General features: G+C 35.9%; 23 protein-coding genes. 17 read left to right on the plus strand and 6 right to left on the minus strand.

Annotated features, from left to right (window positions below; genetic code table 11):
* Nucleotides 1-92: 92 nt before the first annotated feature.
* Both MTQ00_RS03950 and MTQ00_RS03955 read left to right on the plus strand, forming a co-directional pair.
* Entirely contained in the window at nucleotides 93-656 is a 564-nt protein-coding gene (locus tag MTQ00_RS03950; RefSeq protein WP_273647819.1) for a DNA-3-methyladenine glycosylase I, read from the plus strand.
* Nucleotides 657-688: 32 nt separating this feature from the next.
* Nucleotides 689-1,531: a hypothetical protein gene (locus MTQ00_RS03955; RefSeq protein ID WP_273647820.1), complete on the plus strand. Its 843-nt coding sequence runs from the start codon at nucleotides 689-691 to the stop codon at nucleotides 1,529-1,531.
* Nucleotides 1,532-1,574: 43 nt separating this feature from the next.
* Here MTQ00_RS03955 and MTQ00_RS03960 read toward each other — a convergent pair whose 3' ends face one another.
* The gene (locus MTQ00_RS03960; protein WP_172283279.1) at nucleotides 1,575-2,429 is read right to left on the minus strand and encodes a nucleoside phosphorylase; all 855 of its coding nucleotides are present in this window, start codon (nucleotides 2,427-2,429) and stop codon (nucleotides 1,575-1,577) included.
* A 7-nt stretch (nucleotides 2,430-2,436) separates the two neighbouring features.
* Nucleotides 2,437-2,904, minus strand: a complete 468-nt coding sequence (locus tag MTQ00_RS03965) for a hypothetical protein (RefSeq protein ID WP_172283278.1) — start codon at nucleotides 2,902-2,904, stop codon at nucleotides 2,437-2,439.
* A gap of 196 nt (nucleotides 2,905-3,100) precedes the next feature.
* On the opposite strand from MTQ00_RS03965, the gene MTQ00_RS03970 reads away from it, so the two are divergent.
* From MTQ00_RS03970 to MTQ00_RS03980, 3 genes are all read left to right on the plus strand, one after another.
* Nucleotides 3,101-4,954, plus strand: a complete 1,854-nt coding sequence (locus tag MTQ00_RS03970; RefSeq protein ID WP_273647821.1) for a cytochrome-c peroxidase — start codon at nucleotides 3,101-3,103, stop codon at nucleotides 4,952-4,954.
* Between the two features lie 299 nt (nucleotides 4,955-5,253).
* Nucleotides 5,254-7,401 (plus strand): alkaline phosphatase PhoX, encoded by a 2,148-nt coding sequence (locus MTQ00_RS03975; RefSeq protein WP_273647822.1) that lies wholly within the window; start codon nucleotides 5,254-5,256, stop codon nucleotides 7,399-7,401.
* A gap of 56 nt (nucleotides 7,402-7,457) precedes the next feature.
* Nucleotides 7,458-8,357 (plus strand): leucine-rich repeat domain-containing protein, encoded by a 900-nt coding sequence (locus tag MTQ00_RS03980; RefSeq protein WP_273647823.1) that lies wholly within the window; start codon nucleotides 7,458-7,460, stop codon nucleotides 8,355-8,357.
* 1 nt (nucleotide 8,358) lies between these two features.
* Here the strand turns inward: MTQ00_RS03980 and MTQ00_RS03985 are convergent, their stop codons facing one another.
* Nucleotides 8,359-8,682: a translation initiation factor gene (locus MTQ00_RS03985; RefSeq protein WP_172283272.1), complete on the minus strand. Its 324-nt coding sequence runs from the start codon at nucleotides 8,680-8,682 to the stop codon at nucleotides 8,359-8,361.
* A gap of 195 nt (nucleotides 8,683-8,877) precedes the next feature.
* On the opposite strand from MTQ00_RS03985, the gene MTQ00_RS03990 reads away from it, so the two are divergent.
* The 6 genes from MTQ00_RS03990 to MTQ00_RS04015 all read left to right on the plus strand — a co-directional run bounded on the left by MTQ00_RS03990 (nucleotide 8,878) and on the right by MTQ00_RS04015 (nucleotide 14,950).
* Nucleotides 8,878-9,813, plus strand: coding sequence for a DUF2268 domain-containing putative Zn-dependent protease (locus MTQ00_RS03990; protein ID WP_273647824.1), 936 nt, complete (start codon nucleotides 8,878-8,880; stop codon nucleotides 9,811-9,813).
* A 244-nt stretch (nucleotides 9,814-10,057) separates the two neighbouring features.
* A complete protein-coding gene (gene gpmI / locus MTQ00_RS03995; protein WP_273647825.1) occupies nucleotides 10,058-11,608 on the plus strand; it encodes a 2,3-bisphosphoglycerate-independent phosphoglycerate mutase in 1,551 nt (516 codons plus the stop codon).
* Nucleotides 11,609-11,763: 155 nt separating this feature from the next.
* Nucleotides 11,764-12,741 carry an acyl-ACP desaturase gene (locus MTQ00_RS04000; protein WP_273647826.1) on the plus strand — a complete coding sequence of 326 codons (978 nt, stop codon included), beginning with the start codon at nucleotides 11,764-11,766 and terminating at the stop codon, nucleotides 12,739-12,741.
* 91 nt (nucleotides 12,742-12,832) lie between these two features.
* Nucleotides 12,833-13,264 (plus strand): BT0820 family HAD-type phosphatase, encoded by a 432-nt coding sequence (locus MTQ00_RS04005; protein ID WP_172283266.1) that lies wholly within the window; start codon nucleotides 12,833-12,835, stop codon nucleotides 13,262-13,264.
* A 109-nt stretch (nucleotides 13,265-13,373) separates the two neighbouring features.
* A complete protein-coding gene (gene map / locus MTQ00_RS04010) occupies nucleotides 13,374-14,183 on the plus strand; it encodes a type I methionyl aminopeptidase (protein ID WP_273647827.1) in 810 nt (269 codons plus the stop codon).
* Nucleotides 14,183-14,950, plus strand: coding sequence for a class I SAM-dependent methyltransferase (locus tag MTQ00_RS04015; RefSeq protein WP_273647828.1), 768 nt, complete (start codon nucleotides 14,183-14,185; stop codon nucleotides 14,948-14,950). The genes map and MTQ00_RS04015 overlap by 1 nt, the downstream gene beginning before the upstream one ends.
* Before the next feature lie 58 nt (nucleotides 14,951-15,008).
* Here the strand turns inward: MTQ00_RS04015 and MTQ00_RS04020 are convergent, their stop codons facing one another.
* Nucleotides 15,009-15,335 carry a DMT family transporter gene (locus tag MTQ00_RS04020; protein WP_273647829.1) on the minus strand — a complete coding sequence of 109 codons (327 nt, stop codon included), beginning with the start codon at nucleotides 15,333-15,335 and terminating at the stop codon, nucleotides 15,009-15,011.
* Between the two features lie 161 nt (nucleotides 15,336-15,496).
* Nucleotides 15,497-16,060, minus strand: coding sequence for a Crp/Fnr family transcriptional regulator (locus MTQ00_RS04025; protein ID WP_273647830.1), 564 nt, complete (start codon nucleotides 16,058-16,060; stop codon nucleotides 15,497-15,499).
* A 304-nt stretch (nucleotides 16,061-16,364) separates the two neighbouring features.
* On the opposite strand from MTQ00_RS04025, the gene MTQ00_RS04030 reads away from it, so the two are divergent.
* The 6 genes from MTQ00_RS04030 to MTQ00_RS04055 all read left to right on the plus strand — a co-directional run bounded on the left by MTQ00_RS04030 (nucleotide 16,365) and on the right by MTQ00_RS04055 (nucleotide 22,983).
* Nucleotides 16,365-17,366 carry a LacI family DNA-binding transcriptional regulator gene (locus tag MTQ00_RS04030; protein WP_273647831.1) on the plus strand — a complete coding sequence of 334 codons (1,002 nt, stop codon included), beginning with the start codon at nucleotides 16,365-16,367 and terminating at the stop codon, nucleotides 17,364-17,366.
* A 33-nt stretch (nucleotides 17,367-17,399) separates the two neighbouring features.
* A complete protein-coding gene (locus MTQ00_RS04035; protein WP_273647832.1) occupies nucleotides 17,400-18,296 on the plus strand; it encodes a carbohydrate kinase family protein in 897 nt (298 codons plus the stop codon).
* 75 nt (nucleotides 18,297-18,371) lie between these two features.
* The gene (gene era, locus MTQ00_RS04040) at nucleotides 18,372-19,247 is read left to right on the plus strand and encodes a GTPase Era (protein WP_172283251.1); all 876 of its coding nucleotides are present in this window, start codon (nucleotides 18,372-18,374) and stop codon (nucleotides 19,245-19,247) included.
* A 66-nt stretch (nucleotides 19,248-19,313) separates the two neighbouring features.
* On the plus strand, nucleotides 19,314-19,742 hold the full coding sequence (locus MTQ00_RS04045; RefSeq protein ID WP_273647833.1) for a DoxX family protein: 429 nt from the start codon (nucleotides 19,314-19,316) through the stop codon (nucleotides 19,740-19,742).
* Between the two features lie 215 nt (nucleotides 19,743-19,957).
* Nucleotides 19,958-22,360, plus strand: a complete 2,403-nt coding sequence (locus MTQ00_RS04050; RefSeq protein ID WP_172283247.1) for an alpha/beta hydrolase family protein — start codon at nucleotides 19,958-19,960, stop codon at nucleotides 22,358-22,360.
* Nucleotides 22,361-22,446: 86 nt separating this feature from the next.
* Nucleotides 22,447-22,983: a hypothetical protein gene (locus tag MTQ00_RS04055; RefSeq protein WP_172283245.1), complete on the plus strand. Its 537-nt coding sequence runs from the start codon at nucleotides 22,447-22,449 to the stop codon at nucleotides 22,981-22,983.
* A gap of 47 nt (nucleotides 22,984-23,030) precedes the next feature.
* Here the strand turns inward: MTQ00_RS04055 and MTQ00_RS04060 are convergent, their stop codons facing one another.
* The gene (locus tag MTQ00_RS04060; RefSeq protein WP_273647834.1) at nucleotides 23,031-23,720 is read right to left on the minus strand and encodes an HAD family hydrolase; all 690 of its coding nucleotides are present in this window, start codon (nucleotides 23,718-23,720) and stop codon (nucleotides 23,031-23,033) included.
* Between the last annotated feature and the right edge of the window lie 33 nt (nucleotides 23,721-23,753).

Consider the following 23,753-nt stretch of genomic DNA (forward strand, 5'->3'; position numbering starts at 1 on the left):
AAATCCGGCTCTGTTGTTAAAATTTTCATAATCTTTTGTTATAGTTTTCTAAATCCGTTTTATCTTTAAAGGGATAAATACAATCTTGAAATATGGAAAAAATACGTTGTGGATGGTGTGAAAAAGATGATCTGTACAGGAAATATCATGATGAAGAATGGGGGAATCCTGTTTATGATGATCAAAAGATTTTTGAATTTCTGATTCTTGAAAGTTTCCAGGCAGGATTAAGCTGGTATACTATTTTAAGCAAAAGAGAACATTTTACGAAGGCTTTTGATGGCTTTGATTATAAAAAGATTGCAAAATACCAGGATAAAAAAATTGAGGAGCTTATGCAGAATTCCGGCATTATAAGAAACAGGCTGAAAATTTTAGCAACCGTCAACAATGCACAGAAGTTTATGGAAGTCCGGAATGAATTTGGAACTTTTTCCGAATATATCTGGGGTTTTGTTGGTGGTGAACCTATTGACAATAAGCCCAAAAGCTTGGAAGATGTTCCAGCCACTACTGAAATTTCCGATATTTTATCCAAAGACCTCAAGAAAAGAGGTTTTAAATTTATGGGATCAACGGTAGTATACGCCCATATGCAGGCGACCGGTATGGTAAATGATCACATCGAGAACTGTTTTCTGAGGTTGCAATCCTGATACAACAACAAAATTATATAAAACTAAAAACGATGAATAGAATTTTACTTATGGCAGGTCTGATCTGCGCAAATTTAATGTTCGGGCAATCCAAGAAGTCACTTGAAAAGAGGCCTTTTATTCCGGTTGAAATCACTAAAACTGATGGTTCTACCGAAAATATTTTGTTAAGAGATATTTATTTCCCCAAAGCTGAATCCTTTATGGGGATTGTAGCACAAAATAAAAATAAATCTGTTTTTGAGAATGAACAATTATTTGAATACAAAACTTCTGAAGCGTCGGAGATCAAGAAAATAGGGTATCATGATATTCAAAAAATAAAGGTAGTAGATAAGTATGATGATGAAGTTATAGGTTATGAAAAGCTGAGCATTAAAAAAGTGAGTAAGGATAATGATGTGAAAGATAAAAATTATACAGCCATCCTTCCCATTCTTTACGATGGTAAAATAGATATTTACGGGTATGAATATACAGTTTGTGGCAATGGTATGGGATGCATGTACGCAGGCACGATTATGTATATTAAAAATGACAAATCAGATTTTGCCGTAATGCCTGTTGATGTGGATGAAGTTTCATTGTTTAACCTGGGAAGCCTCGATGAAAAATTAATTAATGCTTTTAAATATGCCGGTGGGGATTGCCCTGAATTTGTAAAGTATCTGGATAATCTTTATATAAAATTACAGGACAGGGATTTTAGGAAAAAAATGAAGCAGGACATTAAAGACAATTACCAAAAAGCGATTGATGAATCTAAAAGTCTTGATAAAAAAGATAGATTCAATTATGTTACACGAAAAAGATCCGAATATGATATTAAAATGTTTGTGAAGATCATCAATGAATATGAAAAGAATTGTCCATAAAACAAAAGGATTTCAATTTTGAAATCCTTTTGTTTTTTTCTTATTATTTGATTATTCTCTCCAATACCCATTCAATAAGGTTCTTTTCCGATGCATGGTGATCAGAGGAAAATTCCCCACGTCTTCTGTTGGCTATTACATTATTTACGGTAATTGCTTTGTGTCCCAATAGCTTTGAAAATGCATAAATTGCCGAAGTTTCCATTTCGAAATTAGTAATGCCAAGTTCGTTCAATGTCTCCAGGAATTTATCATCCAGGGATTTCAGACGAAGTTGTCTGCCCTGTGGAGCATAGAATCCAGGGAATGTGGCGGTATTTCCATGATATCTGGCATCTTTGTAGTATTCAGCAATATCTTCAGCCCAGTCAGCAAAATAAAGCATTGGCTTAATTTTCTCATAAGGGAACTTTTCGATAAAGTTCTTTGAAAAATCATTTTCAAAATGGTAATCCTTATAAAAGTGCATAAGACCATCCAAACCTACAACATTTTGGGTTACCAGCATATTGTCCACCTGTACATCTGGATTCACGCTACCGCATGTTCCCATACGGAAAAGTTCAAGCGCCTTATGTTCAGTTTTAATTTCCTTATTTTTAAGGTCGATATTAACCAGGGCATCCAGCTCATTCATTACAATATCGATATTCTCCGTACCGATTCCGGTGGACATTACTGAAATTCTTTCACCGCGTAAAATTCCTGTATGGGTATAGAATTCCCGTTTATTCTTTTTAATCTCTACTTTATCAAAATACTGAGATACTTTCGGAACCCTGTCAGGATCACCAACCAGGATAATTTTATCCGCAATATCTTCAGGTAAAAGGTTTAAGTGGTAAACACTTCCGTCATCATTTAGTACCAGCTCGGAAGCTGCAAGTTTATTTAGCATATTATGTTTATTTTTTTATGTCAATGAAAATGGCATCTTTATAAGGAGAACTTACAAGCTCATAAATAGAACCGTACTCTTCTACGATCCTTTTCTGGCCATTGAAAACTTCGTAAACGGTTACTGTTGTTTTTTCAAAGTTTTTAGGATCTTTTCTCTGGGAGGTAATTTCATAAAAATGATTATCTTTTTTCAAAACAGAAACCAGCTCTTCTTTAGTTGAATTATTCGAAGACATCATTCCCGGAAAATCCATTACAACATCTTTTAATTCGGTATAAGTTTTATAAGGTTTGGTCTCGCCGTTGGAGTAAACGTAAACTTTAGGTACGGCCTGATCCTGTACCAGACGGATCAGGTAATAATCATTACCCTTTTTTTCTGCATATACTGCCATTTCCTGACCTAATTTCTGGGCAAAAATCCCAAATGAGAAAAGACTTGCTACAAAAGCCAGTAGTAATTTTGTTTTCATAATGATATTTCGTTTTTGATTAGTTGTAAATATATAAAATCCTCATCCCATTAATCTCACATCATATTTTAAAAAGAACAGGCAGTATATCCGGCTTTTCAGTATAATGAATTTGGTTTCGGGGTTTAAAATTAATAAAAATTCATGAATTAAAATATAAACATTATTTAATCCAGATTTAAAACTGAGATAATGTATGATGATTACATTTGCCGCTAAAAATTTCATGAAATACTCTTTACTGCTTATTATTTTAACTTTCGGTTTTGCAATCATGTCATTTAATCCTACAGATAAAGGGACGAAAAATGAAAATACTTTTATCAATAACGGGTTAACCGACTTTAAAAATAAGCTTGAACAGTTGAAAAGAGATGTTTACCTGTTTGGGGATGACAAAATATCTCTTGAAGATCTGCAGAAATCATTGAGTACTACCCGAAACTCTTTTAAGGAAATAGAATTCTATATTGCCTATCATTACCCTGAATTCACAAAAACCCATCTTAATGCTGCTCCGTTATTTCATATTGAGGCAGCCGGAACGTCCGCCTATACTTTGCCCCCGGAAGGATTACAGGTTTTGGATGAACTGATTTACTCGGAAGAGGCAGCTGAACAGAAAGAGAAAATAAAATCCATTACTGATTTTTTGTACAATAGTTATTCTAACTTTTATTTAAGCTCGGTAAAAAACGGATTGAGCAAAGGTGTCAATAAAACATTACCGCTCCGCATTGAGTTAATAAGGATTTATAGCTTGGGAGTTACAGGCTTTGATACACCCGGTTCTTTAAATATTTCTGAAGAGGCAGCGTATGCGCTTTTGGGAATAAAAAAATACATTAATGATGATCCTTATTTCAGGAATTATAATATTCAGAAAGCAAATACCATTCTTTCTGATGCAACCGGATACCTGGCAGTTAATAAAAATTTTGAAACATTTGACCGCATTGAATTTTATAAAAAATACATCCAGCCTCTTTATGAAGAATTTGGAAACTGGGACGGAAGAACGGATGACCTCAAGGCGTTTTCGGGATGGAATGTTCAGAACAAAAACTTTTTCAGCAGCGATTTTCTGGATCCCTATTTTTATACTCTTTTAAAGGCTTCTGAAGATAATCCTGAGCTTAAGAAACTGGGCAAAGAAATATTCTATGACCAAAGTGTAAGTGGAAATGGGAAAATGAGCTGCGCTACATGCCATTTGCCGGAAAATGCTTTCACAGACCTTAAAGGAAAGTCGCCAAGTAACGTTGAAGGAAAAACCGTGTTGCGGAATTCTCCTTCTTTGTACAACGCGGTATTTGCTAAAAGATTTTTTTACGATATGCGTGCTTTTTATATCGAGCAACAGGCAGAGCATGTTATCTACAATGAACAGGAATTCAATACGAGCTATGAAAGTATTATAAAAAAATTAAAGGAAAAACCGGAATATAAAAGAGCATTCCGTGCAGCATTTAAAGATGGGAAGATCAGTAAAGAGAATTTCTCCAAAGCATTGAGTTCATATGTAGCTTCCCTTTATTCTTTTGAAAGTGATTTTGATCGCTTTATGAGAAATGAGAAAGAAATCTCAGATGATGCTAAAAAAGGATTCAATTTATTCATGGGAAAAGCCAATTGTGCAACCTGTCATTTTGCCCCTCATTTCTCAGGATTGGTTCCTCCCTTCTATAATGAGAATGAATCGGAAGTGTTAGGGGTTACAAAAGCGCCGATCAGTAAACTGCCTTTAGAACTGGATTCTGATTTGGGAAGAGTGAAAAGCCCGGTGAAAAAAGAAAATTCCTGGATCTATGAAAATTCTTTTAAAACCATGACAGTAAGAAATATTGCGCTTACAAAGCCTTATTTTCATAATGGAGCATTTAATACTCTGGAAGAAGTGCTGGATTTTTATAATGAAGGAGGAGGCGAAGGTCTGGGGTTAAAAATAAATAACCAGACTTTACCAGCGGATAAACTTAATCTTACCGAAACTGAAATGAAGCAGATCATTGCATTTCTAAACGCTCTGACGGATGTAAGCAAAAGATAACAGGGAAGTGTTTATAATGAGCGGGCTAAGGCTTATTTTGATTTAATAAATGAATTTCGAAACTCGAAATGATCGTGCTACACTTAAAAAGTAATCGTATTAAGTTCAATATTCCACTTATATGGTAATTATCACATAACCACGAATTTCAAATCCTGCATCATATTTAACACAAACTTAATTCACTTAACATTGGGTTTTTAATTTTGTAACATTGCTGATACTTTATTTAAAACTCTATTAATAGAGGGCTGGTGATAAAAAAATAGTTTTGCAACATCTAATAAATCGAAATTATTATGAAGAAAAAACTACTAACAGTTGCAGCTCTTGCACTCGTATCAGGTTCTGCCCTTCAGGCACAGACCTTTGTTTTCAATAAAAATTCCTCATGGAGGTATATCGACAACAACCAGGCGCAGGTTACCCAGTGGAAAGATACCAATTTTGATGTTTCTTCCTGGTCTACAGGAAACGGTCCGTTAGGATATGGTGATCCTGTAACTACCACTATTAATTCAGGTCTTACTGCAGCTTATTTTGCAAAAGATTTTAGTGTTAATCTTGCTGATCTTTCCGATACTATGGAGTTAGGAGTGATGAGAGATGACGGTATTGTTGTATACCTTAACGGACAGGAAGTAGTAAGGGACAATATGCCTACCGGAACTATCGCTTTTAATACACCTTCTGTGACCACAATTGACGGTGCTGCAGAGAATGTATATAATGTTTTCTCGATTCCAAAATCAAAATTTGTTAACGGAAACAACAGGATATCCATTGAACTGCACAACAGAAGCGGACAAAGCTCAGACCTGAGAATTGATGCTTATTTAAAAACGGTAAGCGGAACAACGAACCCTGTTGGTTGTAATGCGGCTCACATCAGTTGTTTCACTTCTATTGTTCCTACTTCACAAACCAATAAACTGATCATCCCTGCCGAGCATAAATATCAGCTTATTTTAAAAGAAGGGGATGCCTATACACAAGGAGGTGGATTAGTAGGTGGACAGAATGATTTTACCGCTTATGTCGCTAAAAACTCCAGCTCAACCGATGGTTATCTTTCAGTAAACCATGAAACAAATCCAGGTGGAGTTACGATGGCTGAAATCAATTATAATGCTTCAACGAAGCTTTGGCAGCTGACAAAATCCAGAGCTGTGGATTTCTCTACACCAAGCCTTGTACAGACGATCAGAAACTGTTCAGGAGGTATTACTCCTTGGGGAACTGTGGTTACAGCTGAAGAATCTGTAACCTCAAGTGATACCAATGCTGACGGATATAAAGATTATGGTTGGTTGGTAGAAATTGATCCTGCAACGGCTCAGGTAATTTCACAGAATGCGGACGGTTCTAAAGGGAAATTATGGCAGATGGGTATAATGAATCACGAAAATGTAGTGATCAATAATGCAGGAACGACAGCTTATTATGGTGAGGATGGAGGAACCCATCTGGTTTATAAATATGTAATGGATACACCCAACAACCTTTCATCAGGTAATCTTTATGTACTGAAACTGGATCAGGGATTAAGCAGTACAGGAGATCCGGTAGTAAATACAGCAACATGGATCCAGGTACCTAATAAGACAAAAGCAGACCAGAATAATACAAATAACCTGGCTTTTTCATTAGGAGGTACAAAATTCAACGGAATAGAAGATGTGGATATCAGCCCATTGGATGGGAAGATTTATTTTACTGCAAAAGGTTTAAATAAAGTATATCGCTTACAGGATAACGGAACTACCGCTTCTCAAGTAGAAACGTTTGTCGGAGGGCTTTCTACTGTATATTCTTTCAATACGGCACAAGGGATCAAATCAGAAGCATGGGGAGATGGGAATGACAATCTTACTTTTGATGAACTTGGGAACCTTTGGGTGTTACAGGATGGAGGAAAAAATTATATTTGGGTAGTAGCTCCGGATCACACTCAGGCGAATCCTAAAGTGAGACTTTTTGCTTCTATGCCGGCAGGTTCTGAGCCTACAGGACTTACCTTTACTCCAGATCATAAATTCGGATTCTTTTCGATTCAGCATCCGGATGCGACAATCTCTACAGATGTGGATGCCACTGGAAATACAATTGACTACAGAGGAAAATCGGCCACCATTGTTGTCGCTCTTAAAAATAATTTAGGACAAAACGGTACTTTGGGAACAATTGACGCTAAAACGGAAAGTACAGTTAGTGTAGCTCCAAACCCGACGTCAGGAATTGTGAAGATCAATTCTTCTAAAGGCTTGAAAGATATTTCTGTAACAGCCTACAGCATGGATGGTAAAATTGTATTCACAAAGAAATTTACAGGCTCTCATACTGCGTTGGATTTAGACTTTACATCCCAACTTGAAGCTTCCCGTGTTTTGATCGTAAATATCGAGGCAGAAGGATTCCAGAAAACAGTAAAAGTAATAAAGAAGTAATGTATTAATATTCAGTTGCTGCCGGTAATTCTGTTATCGGCAGCTTTTATCTATCTATGAAAAAACTTTCCTTATTGATTATTCTGTTCGCACTGAACTACAGCTATGCACAGATTGATCCGGTAAAATATCCTACCTACACGACTATCGAAGATGCTTTAAAAAGTGAAAAGCCGGTATACAGTATGAGTTTCAGAGGTAAAGGTTTATTTAATCTTCCTTCTGATATAAGAAAATTTACTTCCCTGTTCTTTCTTAATATCATGGGAAATAATCTGGAAAAGATGGATCCTCAACTATTTGCTTTGAAGAATCTGGAGATACTGAATGTCAATGAAAACAGCATCAAGTTTATTCCGGATGAAGTAGGAGAGCTTACTCAATTGAAAACCCTTTCAATGAATCTGAACAGCCTGACCTCTGTTAATCCTAATATTGCCAGGTTACAGCAATTGAAAGTAATTCATCTCGATGCTAATAATCTGAATGTTTTCCCGGAAGCCTTAACGGAAATTCCGGCATTGGAGGAAATTAATCTCCAGGATAATCAGATCAGCTTTATTTCCGAACGTCTGAATCAAATTAAAAATTTAAAATACCTGAATCTGGCAGCGAACCAGATCAATGATCTTGGCAATCTTGAATTTCCCAAGAATCTGAAGTATCTGGAATTACAGCAAAATGCTATTTCCAAACTACCTGAATCCCTTTTTCAATCAAAAAATCTGGAGTTCCTTAACGTGAGCCAGAATAATATTCAGGAAATTCCGGCAAAAATAAAAGGATTGAAAAATGTGGTAAGTATGAACTTTGCAAACAATAACTTAAAAGACCTGCCTAAGGATATTTCTCAGCTGAAAAATCTTAAAACATTGATATTAACGGGGAATCCTATGGATAAGGCTACCATTGAAAAATATAAGAAATTGCTACCTGATACTCAGATCTATTTCTAAGCTATCCGCCAACCCTTTTCGTTTTATAGCCCATATCTTTAAGAATCTCCATAATCTTATCTCGGTTATCCCCCTGAATAATGATCATCCCATCTTTTTCCGATCCTCCGATCCCTAAAGTGGTTTTGATCTTTTTGGAGATTTTTTTCAAATCTTCTTCACTTCCTTCCCAGCCTTCAATCACTGTAACGGGTTTTCCATTTCTTCCTTTTTTTTCAAACTTGCATATCAGGGGTTCTTTCTGCTTGAATTTTTCTTCAGGCATTTCAAAATCCTGCTCTTCATGGTCAGGAAAAAGGTTCTTTAGTTGATCTCGTAAATCCATAAAGCAAAATTAAAAATAATAATTAATACCTCGCCGCAGATTTTTCATAATCATAAGCAAAAAGTATTCATTCCAATAGTATATGCCGTGAATGCCTATTGATTTAAAGCAAAAAACTTTTGTATTCCACATTAAATACAAAGGCGATTTTCATATTTTTGGAATTCATAAAATACACTCAACTAAAATGAGATCATGAAAATAAAAACAAGGACCATTCTTATAGCATTCACTTTAATTTTTGCAGGGGTAAATGCTCAGACAAATTTTTCCACAAATCCTCTGGATGCTGTCTTTGAAACAAGAGATACTGATAAATTCTGGAAAGCTTTTGATCAGATAGAAACATCAAAGAAAAATCCTTTTGCAGATTATGTAAAAGACGGATCTCCCGGAGTAAAAGGTTTTATGGAATTCAGGATCATCAATGCCGATTCTTTATATTCAAAAGTAAAAAAGAAGAGGGAAGATTATTTAAAAAGCCGGAATGTACTGAGTGGGATCAATCAAAAAGAAAAAAGGACAAGGGCAATTTACAGCGCTTTAAAATATTGGTATCCCGAAGCTAAATTTCCACCCGTATATTTTGTCTATGGAAGATTTAATTCCGGAGGAACGACTTCTAATGATGGTATTATAATTGGCACTGAAATGCTTAAAAATCTGGATGGCGTTACGGGGCTTATTGCTCATGAATTGATTCATTTTCAACAAAATATTATGGGAAATGACATGCTGCTAAAATATACCTTGCTTGAGGGAGGAGCGGATTTTGTCAGCGAATTGATATCTGGTGAAATTATTAATGTAAAAGCATTTCAATATGGTGAAGCACATGCTGATCCTTTAAAAAAGGAGTTTGTCGCTTTATTAAAGGGAAACAGTGCTACGGACTGGCTTTATGAAACCAGTAAAAAAGATGACCGTCCTAATGATTTAGGATATTGGATGGGATATAAAATTTCAGAAGCCTATTTTAATAAACAAACAGATAAGCATAAAGCAATCCATGATATATTGAATATCAAAGATCCCTTGTTATTTTTGAAAGAAAGCGGTTTTTTAGATCAATACATCAAAGAATACACAAAGAAAGACCACAAAAAGTTTGAAGACTTTTTTAAAGCGTAAACTGTAAACGTTTGAATATTTGAATTGGTGAGAGTTCATACAAGTATAATGCTGTTCATAGGAATAGAGATTGAGCAGCCACCATTATTATTAATGAGAATCTTATTGAATTTCAAAATCCGTTACTGTAAAAAAATCCATTGTTTAAAGAGAAATAAATAAAAGCTTTAATAAAAATTTAAGTCTTTAAAAGGATCAGTTTCATTGGAAAATAGGTAAATTTGTATATTAAAAGTTACAAAAAATGTCGAAAAAAGCAATACTGGCCATACTTGACGGATGGGGACTGGGAAAAAATCCTGAAGTTTCAGCACTTGATAAAGCCAATACACCATTTATAGATAGTTGTTTTCATAAATTTCCACACACCACACTTGAAGCGAGCGGTACTGCAGTAGGTCTTCCTGCAGGACAGATGGGGAATTCAGAAGTGGGACACATGAATCTTGGAGCAGGAAGAGTGGTTTACCAGAATCTTGTAAAACTGAATATGGCTGTAGAAAATGGTACCCTCGGGGAGGAAAAAGTTATTCAGGAAGCTTTCGAATATGCTAAAAGGGAAAATAAAAAAGTACATTTTATCGGATTGGTTTCCAATGGAGGAGTACATTCCCATATCAATCACTTAAAAGGTCTTTTAACGGCGGCTAAAAATTTCGGACTGAATGAAAATGTTTTTGTCCACGCTTTTACAGACGGTAGAGACTGCGATCCGCATTCAGGATTGGGATTCATCAAAGAACTTGATGAACATATGCTTGCTACGACCGGAAAACTGGCAACTATTGTCGGAAGATATTACGCCATGGACAGGGATAAGAGATGGGAAAGAGTGAAATTAGCTTATGATGCGTTAACAGAAGGCGTAGGACTTCAGACAACTGATGCATTGGCAGCAATCAAGCAGTCATATGATAATAATGTTACCGATGAGTTTTTAAAGCCGATTATCCTTATGAATACTACGGAAACAGGTAATGTGGTTCCTGTAGCTAAAATTGTGGATAATGATGTGGTTATTTGCTTTAATTTCCGTACCGACCGGGGAAGAGAGATCACAGAAGTTCTGTCTCAGAAAGATTTTCCGGAATTCTTTATGCGTAAGCTGAATCTGTATTATGTTACCCTTACCAATTATGACAAGACCTTTAATAATGTAAAGGTAGTTTTTGATGAAGAAGTTTTACAGGAAACGATGGGGGAAATCATCGAAAAAAACGGTAAAACGCAGATCCGCATTGCAGAAACAGAAAAATATCCTCACGTTACTTTTTTCTTTTCCGGTGGTAGAGAGAAAGAATTTGTAGGGGAAAAAAGATTGCTTTGCCCAAGCCCTAAAGATGTTCCTACTTATGATCTTAAGCCTGAAATGTCTGCCTATGATATTACCAATGCTATTGTTCCGGAACTGGAAAATGAAACTGCGGATTTTGTTTGCCTGAACTTTGCGAATACGGATATGGTAGGACATACCGGAGTATTTGAAGCTGCTGTAAAAGCTGCTGAAACGGTAGATAAGTGCATTGAGAAAGTGGCTACTACAGCTTATGAACATGGTTATGCCGTCTTTATCCTTGCAGATCACGGGAACTCAGATGTCATGATCAATCCTGATGGGACACCAAATACACAGCATTCCACGAATCTGGTACCGCTTATTATAATGGATAAGGACCGTACCTGGAATTTAAAACCGGGGAAATCCGGAAAACTGGGCGATGTAGCTCCGACTATTTTAAAAATAATGGGAATAGACATTCCGGAAAGTATGACAGGAGATGTTTTAGTAAACTAAGATTACCAATAAAAAATAAAAAATGCCGTTACATTAATAATGGCATTTTTTATGATATATGTCATACATATTATGAGAGACATAAGTTATTATGCTCTAAATAATAAATAAATCCTATCTTTGTATATTAATTATAATAAATCTAAATAACTGAAATGTATCAAACGCTGGTAAGGAAGGAAGTGATGAGTATTCTAGAAAAGGAAGTAAGTTCTTTTCTGGAAAAGTTTTTGACGCCAATTGAAAAAATATGGCAACCCTCAGATTACCTTCCGGATCCGTCAAGTGAAAATTTCAAATATGATTTAGAAGAAATTCAGACCTTCGCTCGTGAAATGCCTTATGACCTTTTTGTAACCCTTATCGGTGACTGTATTACAGAAGAGGCTCTACCATCCTATGAATCTTGGTTAATGGGTGTAGAAGGTATTGATCAGGAAGAAAAAGTAGGCTGGGCCAATTGGGTAAGATCATGGACAGGTGAAGAAAACAGGCATGGTGATTTGCTGAATAAATATCTTTATTTATGCGGCAGGGTTAACATGAGAGAAGTAGAGATTACGACTCAGTACCTGATCAGTGACGGTTTTGATCTTGGAACAAGTATGGATCCTTACAGAAACTTTGTATATACAAGCTTCCAGGAAACAGCAACTAATATTTCGCATAGAAGGGTAGGTACTTTAGCTAAACAATCCGGAAACGGGAAATTGGCAAAAATGTGTGGAGTGATTGCTGCAGATGAAGCAAGACACGCTAAAGCATATAAACATTTCGTTGCAAAGATCCTTGAGCTGGATCCGTCGGAAATGATTCTGGCATTTGAAGATATGATGCGTAAGAAAATTGTTATGCCGGCTCACTTAATGAGACAGTCAGGACAGAAAGCAGGTGAGTTATGGGGACATTTCTCAGATGCCGCACAAAGATGTATGGTGTATACCGGTCAGGATTATATCAATATCATGAGAGATCTGCTTGACGAGTGGAAAATAGAACACATCAAAGGTCTTACTGAAAAGGCTGAAAAAGCACAGGAATACCTTATGAAGCTTCCGGCGAGATTACAGAAAATTACAGATAGAGTTTCTACTCCTGACTTACAATTCCAGTTCAGTTGGGTGAAAAGTTAGGTATGGAATACTTAAAAAATAAAAGTAAGAGTGCTAAGTGTTTTTGGCACTCTTTTTATTTCTTATCTTTGCACAGCTAAAAACGCAGAAAATGTTAAATAATAAAAAAATTGCTGTAGACTTCGACGGAACCATCGTTGACGATGCTTATCCGGGGATCGGAAAAGCGAAGATCTTTGCATTTGAAACTTTAAGAAAACTTCAATCCGAGGGTTACAGGTTAATTCTTTGGACATACAGACACGGAAAAACATTAGATGAGGCAGTAGAATTCTGCAAGAAAAACGGAATAGAATTTTATTCTGTAAACGGTAGTTTTGAAGGGGAAGTTTTCGACCCTGAAACACAATCCCGAAAAATAGATGCAGACTGGTTTATTGATGACAGAAATTTAGGTGGTTTTCCGGGATGGGGAGAAATCTATAATATTATCCACGAAAGGATAGAATTCCGTGTGGAAGGTAAAGAAGTTTTAGCATACTCCAAACTTAAGAAAGAAAAGAAAAAAGGCCTTTTCTGGTAAATTAATAGATATGAGAAGGAGACATTAGAAATTAGATTTTTGCATGTCTTTTATTAAGATTAAATCATTAATCTAACTTCTAAAATCTACTATCTAACATCGTATAAAAATGATTCAATTAAAAACAATAGACGAGCTTCGTCTTATGAAACAAAGTGCTCAATTGGTTTCCAAAACATTAGGAATGTTAGCGAAAGAAATCAAACCGGGAATTACGACTTTGTATTTAGATAAATTAGCCCATGATTTCATTAAAGATCATGGAGGAGAACCGGCATTCTTAGGATACGGGGGATTCCCCAATTCGCTGTGCATTTCTCCGAATGAACAGGTGGTTCACGGCTTTCCCAATAATGACATTATTAAAGAAGGAGATGTTCTTTCTGTAGATTGTGGGGCTGTTTTAAATGGCTTTGTGGGAGATCACGCGTATACCTTCGAGATAGGGGAAATGAAGCCTGAGGTTAAGAAACTGTTACAGGTTACCAAAGAATCCCTTTATAAAGGAATTGAACAATGCATCCGTGGAAAAAGGATTGGAGATATTTCTCATGCAATTCAGGCTCATTGTGAAAAAGAAGGCTATGGAGTGGTAAGAGAGCTTGTAGGGCACGGATTAGGAAGAAAGATGCATGAAGATCCTCAGGTTCCGAATTATGGCAGACAGGGAAGTGGAAAAGTGATCAAGGATGGTCTTGCCATTGCTATTGAACCTATGGTTAATCTGGGAACTGAAAAAGTAAAATTCCATAATGACGGATGGACGGTAACTACCCTTGACAATCAGCCATCAGCACATTTTGAGCATGATGTGGCTGTGATCAACGGGAAACCTGTATTGCTATCTACTTTCAAATACGTATATGAAGCATTAGGTATTCAAAGTGATGAGGAGAAGCCTTTTCAAATGGATTTCTAATGAAAAAAGTAACCAAGCTTTTACTGAATACTATTCCGCGTCCTGCGCTTATTACGATGAGCATCTGGGCAAGGCCGCTTATCTACCAGTTTTTTAAGGGAGATGAATTTTTCGATCCTATTGATGGAAAATCATACCGTAAGTTTCTTCCGTATGGCTATGGAAAACAAAGGGAAAATGCTTTATCTCCGGGAACATTAAGTCTGGAAAGGCATCGTCAGATGTGGTTATACCTTCAGAATGAAACCGATTTTTTTATTAAGAACTATAAAGTTTTGCACATCGCTCCTGAGCAGGAATTTTTGAGAAAGTTCAAAAGGATGCGCAACCTGGATTATATTTCTGCTGATTTATATTCTCCTATTGTAGATGTGAAAGCAGATATCCTGAACCTTCCTTTCGCTGATGACAGTTTCGATATTGTTTTCTGCAACCATGTATTAGAGCATATTGAAGATGATGCAAAAGCAATCAGTGAATTATACAGGGTAATGAGACCGGGAGGATGGGGGATTTTCCAGGTACCCATGAAGAATTCACTGGAAAAAACCTATGAGGACTTTACCATAAAGGATCCTAAAGAGCGGCAGAAACATTTCGGGCAGTATGATCATGTACGTTGGTATGGAATGGATTATTTCGACAGGTTGAAAAAGGCCGGATTTGATGTTGATATCAATTTCTATTCACAAAAGTTTACCGAAGAAGAAATTAAAAAATACGGATTAAGATACAATGAGATCTTACCTGTTGTTTTCAAAAAATAAATAAAAATGTCTACACCATAATGTAGACATTTTTATTTGGTTAAAGATACAGCTTTAATTAGTGAGATGCTGCTTTCAATCCGATGATGGAACCAATCAGCGTTGACAAGAAGAATATCCTCCAGAACGTTACCGGATCCTTAAAAAAGAGCATTCCCATTAAAGCAGTGCCTACTGCACCAATCCCCGTCCATACAGCATATGCAGTTCCGATAGGTAAAGTTTGCGTTGCCTTGATTAAAAGAAGCATACTAATGGTCATGGTAACCAAAAAACCGGCAAACCAATAATACATTTCTGATCCTGACGTTTCTTTTGCCTTTCCAAGACAGGAAGCAAAAGCTACTTCAAACAACCCTGCAATAATTAAAATAATCCAGTTCATTTTTTTATTTTTTTCTGATGCAAAGTTCTGTATTTAAAGGGGAAAATAATTTTACAAATGTTAAAAAATGATGCTCCAAAGTTTTTTGTGATCTAAGATAGTTTTAGTAGGTCAAAATTTTTATGATATGTCGTACTTTAAAATGCTGAATTTATACAGTGTTACTTGATTTCAGCACGGATTCTGCTCAGACTTACCTGAGTAATTCCGAGATAAGAAGCAATGTGTCCCAACTGAACCCTTCTCAAAAGATTGGGTTTGTCACGCATCAGGTCTTTGTAGCGTTCGGTAGAAGTTTTGAACTGTCTGGATATAATTAACTCTTCTGTTTTTACAAGCTCTCTTTCCGCAAACTTACGGCCCCAATTGGCAATATAGATGTCTTCATTGAAAAGTTTTCGGAGATATTCTGTTTCTAATCGGTACAACTCACATTCTTCCAGCAGCTCGATACTTTCATAACCCGGTTTATTCTCTACATAACTTTTCATGGAGACGATCGTTTCTCCTTCACTGCCAAACCAGAAAGTAATATCATTATCCTGGGTGGAGGCATAGGCACGAACAATTCCCTTTTTAATAAAATAAACATAAGGAATGATTTTATCTGCTTCCATAAGGCAAAATCCTTTGGGATAAGCTGCTTCAGTAATATGAGCTTTAAGCTTTTCCCGTGAAGATTCAGGAAGAATCAGTAAATTATCGATGATTTCGTCTATAGTCATGAAGGCAAATTCTAATCAGTCAAAATTATTTGTTTTTACTGATTTAATGAAGATGTTATGGTTAATTTTTACATTTGCGATCTTTAAAATGAGTAAATCGCAAAATACTATTCTGGTCAATTAGGATTAAACAGCTGAGAAATAATGAAAATAAGATTTGTATATTTCTGATCTATAGTTATATATAAGATAAATTTGTGATTTTTCAAGAAATTATGGGCATCTGTAATTTGATATAAAATAAATTCTGTTTTTATTTCATTTTTAGTAAATATAAAATATTTTTGTACGCCAAATAAACAAAATGAAGAGAGCTTCCATCAAAGACATTGCAAGAATTGCCGGAGTTTCCGTTGCAACTGTTTCTTATGTGATCAACAAAAAGGAGGGAAGCAGAATCAGTGAAGTAACCAGGAATAAAATTCTGGATATTGCAGAAGAAATCAATTATACACCCAATAAGATTGCCAGAAGCTTAAAAATGAGCAAAAGCAAGTTAATAGGTCTTATTGTTCCGGATATTTCAAATGATTTTTATTCCAATATTGCGCGTTGTATAGAAAATGAAGCCATGAAGCTGGGGTATACCATACTTATCGGAAGTTCTGATGAAAATCCTGATAAGTTTAAAAAGCTTACGGAGCTTTTTTCTCAGCAACAGGTGGACGGAATGCTTGTAAGTCCTGTAGCAGGCTCTGATGATATCATTAAGAAACTGCTAAAGGACGAATATCCTATTGTGTCTATTGATTATTATCTCGAAAATGTTGAGCTTCCCGCAGTAACGCTGAATAATTTTGAAATTTCCGGGCAGGTTTTCAACTATCTGATGGAGCATAAATTTGATGAATTGATCTATGTGGGATACAATACCCATCTTCCGCATTTGCTTGACAGACAGCGAGGGTTTGAGAGAAAAATCAAGGAACACGGTATTGCATCAAAGAAAGTGCTGGTAGAAATGGGAAATGTTACCTCAAAAGTTCATGCAGGATTAGATGAACATCTTAAAATAGGTGCAGGAAAAACAGGATTATATTTTTTAAACAATAAAATAGGAAATGCAGGATTGCATTATCTTGTCAAAAATAATATCAGGGTTCCTGAAGATGTTTCTGTCATTGCTTTTGATGAAACCGATGCCTACAATTTATTTCCTACAGAAATTACCTATATAAGACAGCCGTTGGAAGAAATGGCCAGACAAGCTGTAAAACTCCTCGATGAACAAACAAAAAATTTCTCTGAAAAGGGAGAAACAGTAGTTTGTGAAGCAGAATTAATTATAAAAAAATCAGTCAAATAAAAAATTTAACCTATATATTAAACGTTTAACCTAATGAAAAAAAATAATCAGTATGTAGTATGTTTCGGAGAAGTTCTTTGGGATATATTTCCACAAGGATCCAGAGCTGGAGGAGCACCTTTTAATGTAGCTTATCATGTTTCTAAAACGGGAATTGATGCGAAGGTACTCAGCAGAATAGGGAACGATGATCTTGGTAACCAGCTGGTCAGTCAGATCAAAAACTGGGGAATGACAACGGACTATATTCAGGTCGATGCTGATAAACCAACGAGTACCGTTGTAGCTACTATTGATGAGGATAATGAAGCCAGCTATGAAATTATTAATGAAGTAGCCTGGGATTATATAGAAAACCTTCCGGAGCTTACTGAGTTGGTATCTCATGCCCAGGCATTTATTTTCGGAAGTTTATCCGCACGGAATAAAAAAACAAGAGAAACTCTTTTTAAGCTTTTGGAACATGCAGAACTTAAAATATTTGATGTCAATTTCAGACCTCCTTTCATAGAGGTACAGCTTATTAAAGATTTGCTTCATCAAGCTGATATTGTAAAGATGAACAAAGCAGAAATGAGACAGATCATCGATTTTCTTAATGAAGAATATATTGATGAAGATCAGAGTGCTGCTTTAATTCAGGATCATTTTAAGATTAAGGAAATAGTTCTTACCAAAGGAAGCAAAGGTGCCAGGTATTTTAAAGGGACAGAAAGCTATACCTGCACGGCTGTTCCGATCACCATTGCAGACACTGTAGGAAGCGGAGATTCTTTTCTGGCGGGATTTATATCCAAAAGAATACAGCAGGAAGCTCCGGAAATCATTATGAAAGAAGCTGTTGCATTAGGAGCATTCATTACGTCAAAAGAAGGGGCATGTCCGGAGTATGAATATGAAGAATTTCAAAAGTTCAGAGACCAGCATTAAAGACTTAAATCTTTAAAATTTATCCTAAAGACCAGTTTTCTTTTACTAACTTTGCAGTCCGTAATATAATTTTTTATGCACAAATCAGGATTTGTAAATATAGTTGGAAAACCTAATGCAGGAAAATCAACGCTCCTTAACCAGTTGATGGGAGAGAAGCTTGCGATTGTAACGCAGAAGGCACAGACAACACGTCACCGTATTTTTGGAATTTATAATGAAGAGGATTTACAGATAGTATTTTCCGATACTCCCGGGGTGTTGGATCCTAAATATGGTCTTCAGGAGAAGATGATGGATTTTGTAAAGGACTCTTTACAGGATGCCGATGTATTTTTATTCATTGTAGATGTTACAGATAAAGCGGAACCTTCGGAATTTCTCATTGAAAAACTGAATAAAATTCCGGTTCCGGTTTTACTTTTATTAAATAAGGTAGACCAGACCAACCAGGAAGGTCTTGAAAAGCTGGTAGAAGAATGGCATAACAGGATTCCTAAGGCCGAAATTTTACCGATTTCTGCATTAAATGCCTTTAACACGGACGTTATCCTTCCAAAGCTAAAATCGATGCTTCCGGAAAACCCGCCTTATTATGATAAGGACCAGTATACAGATAAGCCGGAACGTTTTTTTGTTAATGAGGCAATCCGTGAAAAAATCCTTTTGAATTATGAAAAGGAGATTCCTTATTCCGTAGAAGTGGTTACCGAACAATTTAAAGAAAAGGAAGGAATCATTTTTATAGACTCTATTATCTATGTGGAAAGAGATACCCAAAAAGGGATTATCATTGGCCACAAAGGGGAAGCAATAAAAAAAGTGGGTACGGAAGCGAGAGTGGATCTAGAGAAATTTTTCGATAAAAAAATTCATCTGAACCTGTTCGTAAAAGTGAAAAAAGACTGGAGAAAAAACGACAGGGATCTAAAGAATTTTGGGTACAGATAAACTAAAACATCAATAATCATCGTTGTATAGAAAGATTTTACTATCTTTAAACTAAATTTTTCATACATGAATTATAGTAACTCAAATTCTAATCCCATATTTAGAGATATTATACTGTTAATTGTGAGAGTTTTTATTGGATTTGCCATGCTTTCACACGGATATCCCAAACTCCAGATGTTATTGGAAGGCGGCAAGATAGATTTTTATGATTTCTTAGGACTTGGTCCGCAGATCTCTTTAATTCTTACCATTATAGCAGAGTTTGTATGCTCAATACTCCTTATTTTAGGATTATTTACCAGAGTAGCTCTGGGTTTCCTTATCTTTACAATGATTATTGCGGGATTTGTAGTTCATGGATCCGATCCATTTGAGAAAAGAGAGCTGGCTTTTATTTACCTCTCTGTTTATCTTCTTTTAATCGCTTATGGAGCCGGAAAGATCTCGGTGGATTACATGATAGAAAAACGAAAAAGGGCATCCGATTGGTAGATGCATACCGATATAAATAAAGAGGGCATACTTGTATGCCCTCTTTTTGTTTTATAAAAGATAAAATTCACGATGTATCTTCACCGTATAATCTCGATTACGTTGTAAAAATTATTAGGTAATTATCGGATTTTACAAGTTGCAGGACAGGCTAAATGATTGTTGTTTACCCTTTATAATAACAAAATTTACTAAATTCGTAAAAAATGTATATAATGAAGATAAAACTAACCGTTTGCCTTCTTGCGTTCCTTAATTTTTATGAAGCGCAGGAAAATGTTACTTATCAAAAGCCGTCTGCTGAAATTCTTAAACTTGCAGACTACGAAAGACCTCCAAGTGTTTTAATGAACAGTAAAAAGGATTGGGTAGTTTTCACTTACCGTCCTACCTATAAAACCCTAGAAGATCTTAGTCAGCAGGAAATGAAATTAGGTGGTCTCAGAATCAATCCTGTGACGAATATTTCTAGTTCAGCAACTTACTCCAATAACCTTAAGGTTAGAAAAATCAATGATAAAAGTGAGGTTCAGGTAAAAGGATTGCCTTCCAATCCTAAAATAACCAATACTTCTTTTTCTCCCGATGAAAAAAAGTTTGCCTTTACTAATACAACAGCAAAAGGAGTAGAGCTTTGGATCGTGGACCTTGAAACGGCAACGGCTAAGAAAGTTACCAATGATAATCTCAACGCCAACCTGGGTAGTCCTTATACGTGGTATAAAGATTCTCAGAATTTACTGATAAAAGTGCTTCCGCAAAACAGACCTGCATTGATAGATTCAAGCAAGGATCTGCCAACAGGACCTATTGTATCTACTGCGGATGGAAAAGTATCCCAAAACAGAACGTATCAGGATCTTCTTAAAAATCCTCAGGATGAAAAAAACTTTGAAATTCTTACCGCTTCAGATATTTATAACGTAGATCTTTCCGGCAACGTAAAAAAAGTGAAAGATCAGGACATGTATGCAGGTCTGAGCTTTTCACCGGATGGGAATTACCTGATGGTTACAACAATCAAAAAGCCTTTCTCGTATATCGTTCCTTTGAACAGATTTCCCATGACAACAACTGTATATGATGCTAAAGGAAGCATGGTGAAAGTCGTAAATGAAGTCCCTTTAAATGAGATTATGCCTAAAGGTTTTGCCTCAGTAAGAACAGGTAAAAGAGATATGGGCTGGAGAAGCGATGCCCCGGCAACACTTGTTTACGCAGAAGCGCTGGATGGAGGTGATCAGGCTAGAACTGCTGAATACAGAGATGAAATCTTCACCTGGGAAGCACCGTTTAACAATGCGGCAAAATCGTTCTTTAAAACGAAGCAGAGATATGAAGGAACGAGCTGGACCAATGATCATTATGCTATCGTTTCTGAAGATTGGTATGATACAAGAAATACTAAGTCATTTTTAGTAGACCTGAACAACGGGGAGTCAAAAGTAATTGATGACAGAAACTATCAGGATGTTTACAGCGATCCCGGAAATTTCAATACCACAAAAAATGAATTCGGAAGAACTGTAATTGATATGAAAGGGGGAAAAGCTTATCTCATCGGAGCAGGATTTACAAAGGACGGACAGCATCCTTTTATCGATGAAATGGATGTGAAAACATTAAAAAAGAAAAGACTTTACACTTCAAACTTAAAAAATGCTAAGGAAGATATTATAGATATCCTTAATCCCGCAAAAGGTGAGGTACTGACTATCCAGCAGTCTGCGAGCCAGTATCCTAATTATTTCAGGAAAAACATCAAATCTAATAAAGCAGAAGCTGTAACTACTTTTGCCAATCCTTTCGAAAGCATCAAAGATGTGTATAAGGAAGTGATTACTTACAAAAGAAATGATGGTGTAACGCTAACGGGAACTCTTTATCTTCCGGCAAACTATGACAGAAAAGCAAAAAAAGAAAAACTTCCCTTGCTGATCTGGGCTTATCCTACAGAATATAAAGATAAAAATACGGCAGGGCAGAATACTCAGAATCCTAACGACTTTACCTTCCCTTATTACGGTTCTTTTGTATACTGGACCACAAAAGGATATGCTGTTCTGGACGATGCTGCATTCCCGATCATAGGGGAAGGAAAAACAGAACCTAATGATACTTTTATTCCGCAATTGGTAGCAAATGCAGAAGCAGCAATTAATGCTGTAGATCAGTTAGGCTATATCGATAAGAAAAAAGTAGCCGTAGGAGGGCATTCCTATGGGGCTTTTATGACCGCTAACCTTTTAACCCATTCTAAATTGTTTGCGTGTGGAATTGCCAGAAGCGGAGCTTATAACAGGACATTAACGCCGTTTGGCTTCCAGAGTGAGCAAAGAAACTACTGGGATGTACCTGAAATTTATAACACAATGTCACCATTTATGAATGCTGATAAAATGAAAACACCATTATTGCTGATCCATGGTGATGCGGATAATAATCCGGGAACATTCACTTTACAGACGGAAAGATATTTCCAGGCACTGAAAAATCTGGGTGCTCCCGTAAAGATGGTTCTTTTACCTAAAGAAGCCCACGGATATGTCGCAAAAGAAAATATTCTTCATTTGCTATGGGAACAAGATCAGTTCCTGGAGAAATGTCTCAAGAAATAAATTGAAAAACTCGTCCAAAGGGACGAGTTTTTTGTTATTTTTAGCTGAAATTTACATATTAAGTTAAAAAGTAAGAAGTAGCACTTATGAAAAAAATATTGTTAGCATTACTTTTATTCATTTTTATTGGAAAAATTTTTGCACAAACTGATAGTCTTGAAACTGGAAAATATTTTTCAGCAAAAAGGCATTTTGAAAAGGAATACATAAAACAAAATTATTTAAACTCTGATGTAAAGGTTGAAAAGGATAGAATAATAATTGATGTTATAAAAGATGATGGCTTTTCAGGAGATTTAGGAAATAGAATTACCTTAATTTTTGGACATAAATTATTTAGTCCATTAGAATTAGACAATGAGAATGCAGTTCAAATATTTAGTAATAATGAACTTGTATTGTTGAATCCGAATCCGCAGACAAAAAGATTTAAGTTTTGGATAATTCCCAAAAATAGGGTTGGGCATAAAAATTCATTTGAATATATGCTGCAAGGAAGAGCTAATCCTTCGGAATACTATTTTGAACTTCAAAATATGAATGCTGATGAAAAGACAAGCTTTGAAGAATTTATTAAAGGTTCAAAACTTACCTATTTAGCATATGGGGGAATTATCATATAATTATATTCGTTGTCCACTTATTCAGGAAGGATAAAATCAATTGATCATTACAAATATTTCAAAACCCCACTGATATCATCAAGTTCAATAAATCTTTCATGTTTCAGCTGATGTTCATGTTGCTCGTGAGCCCAGGTGATATGGAAAGGGATATGAGCTGCATAGCCTTCTATCTCAAGAACAGGTAAAATATCTGATTTTATGGAATTTCCCAACATAAGAAAATGTTCAGGTTTGCAATCCAGATGCTTCAATAGCTTTTGATAATCACTATTTTTCTTATCACTCATAATTTCTATGTGATGAAAATATTTTTCGAGCCCGGATTTTTTAAGCTTACGTTCCTGATCAAGCAAGTCTCCTTTTGTAGCCATAACCAACCTGTATTTTCCTTTTAGTTGTTCTAAAGTCTCTGTTACACCTTCAAGAAGTTCTATAGGCTGCTGAAGTAAATTATGCCCCAATTCAATTGCTTTATTGACCAGTTGGAGTGAAGCTGTTCCGCTTGAGACTCTGCAGATGGTTTCCACCATAGAGAGCATAAAACCTTTGACCCCATAACCGTAAAGGTGAAGATTCTGCATTTCGGTTTTAAATAATTCCTGAGAAACGGAGTGGTGTGGAAGGTAGTCTTCCAGTAAAGCACAAAATTCCTTTTCCGTTTCCTGAAAATACGGCTCGTTTATCCAGAGCGTATCGTCTGCATCAAATGCTATTGTTGTTATATGATTTTTCATTTTACTTTTGTACATTTCTGAAGGCAAAAATCA

It is taken from the genome of Chryseobacterium sp. B21-037 (assembly GCF_028570785.1).
Taxonomy (GTDB): domain Bacteria; phylum Bacteroidota; class Bacteroidia; order Flavobacteriales; family Weeksellaceae; genus Chryseobacterium; species Chryseobacterium proteolyticum.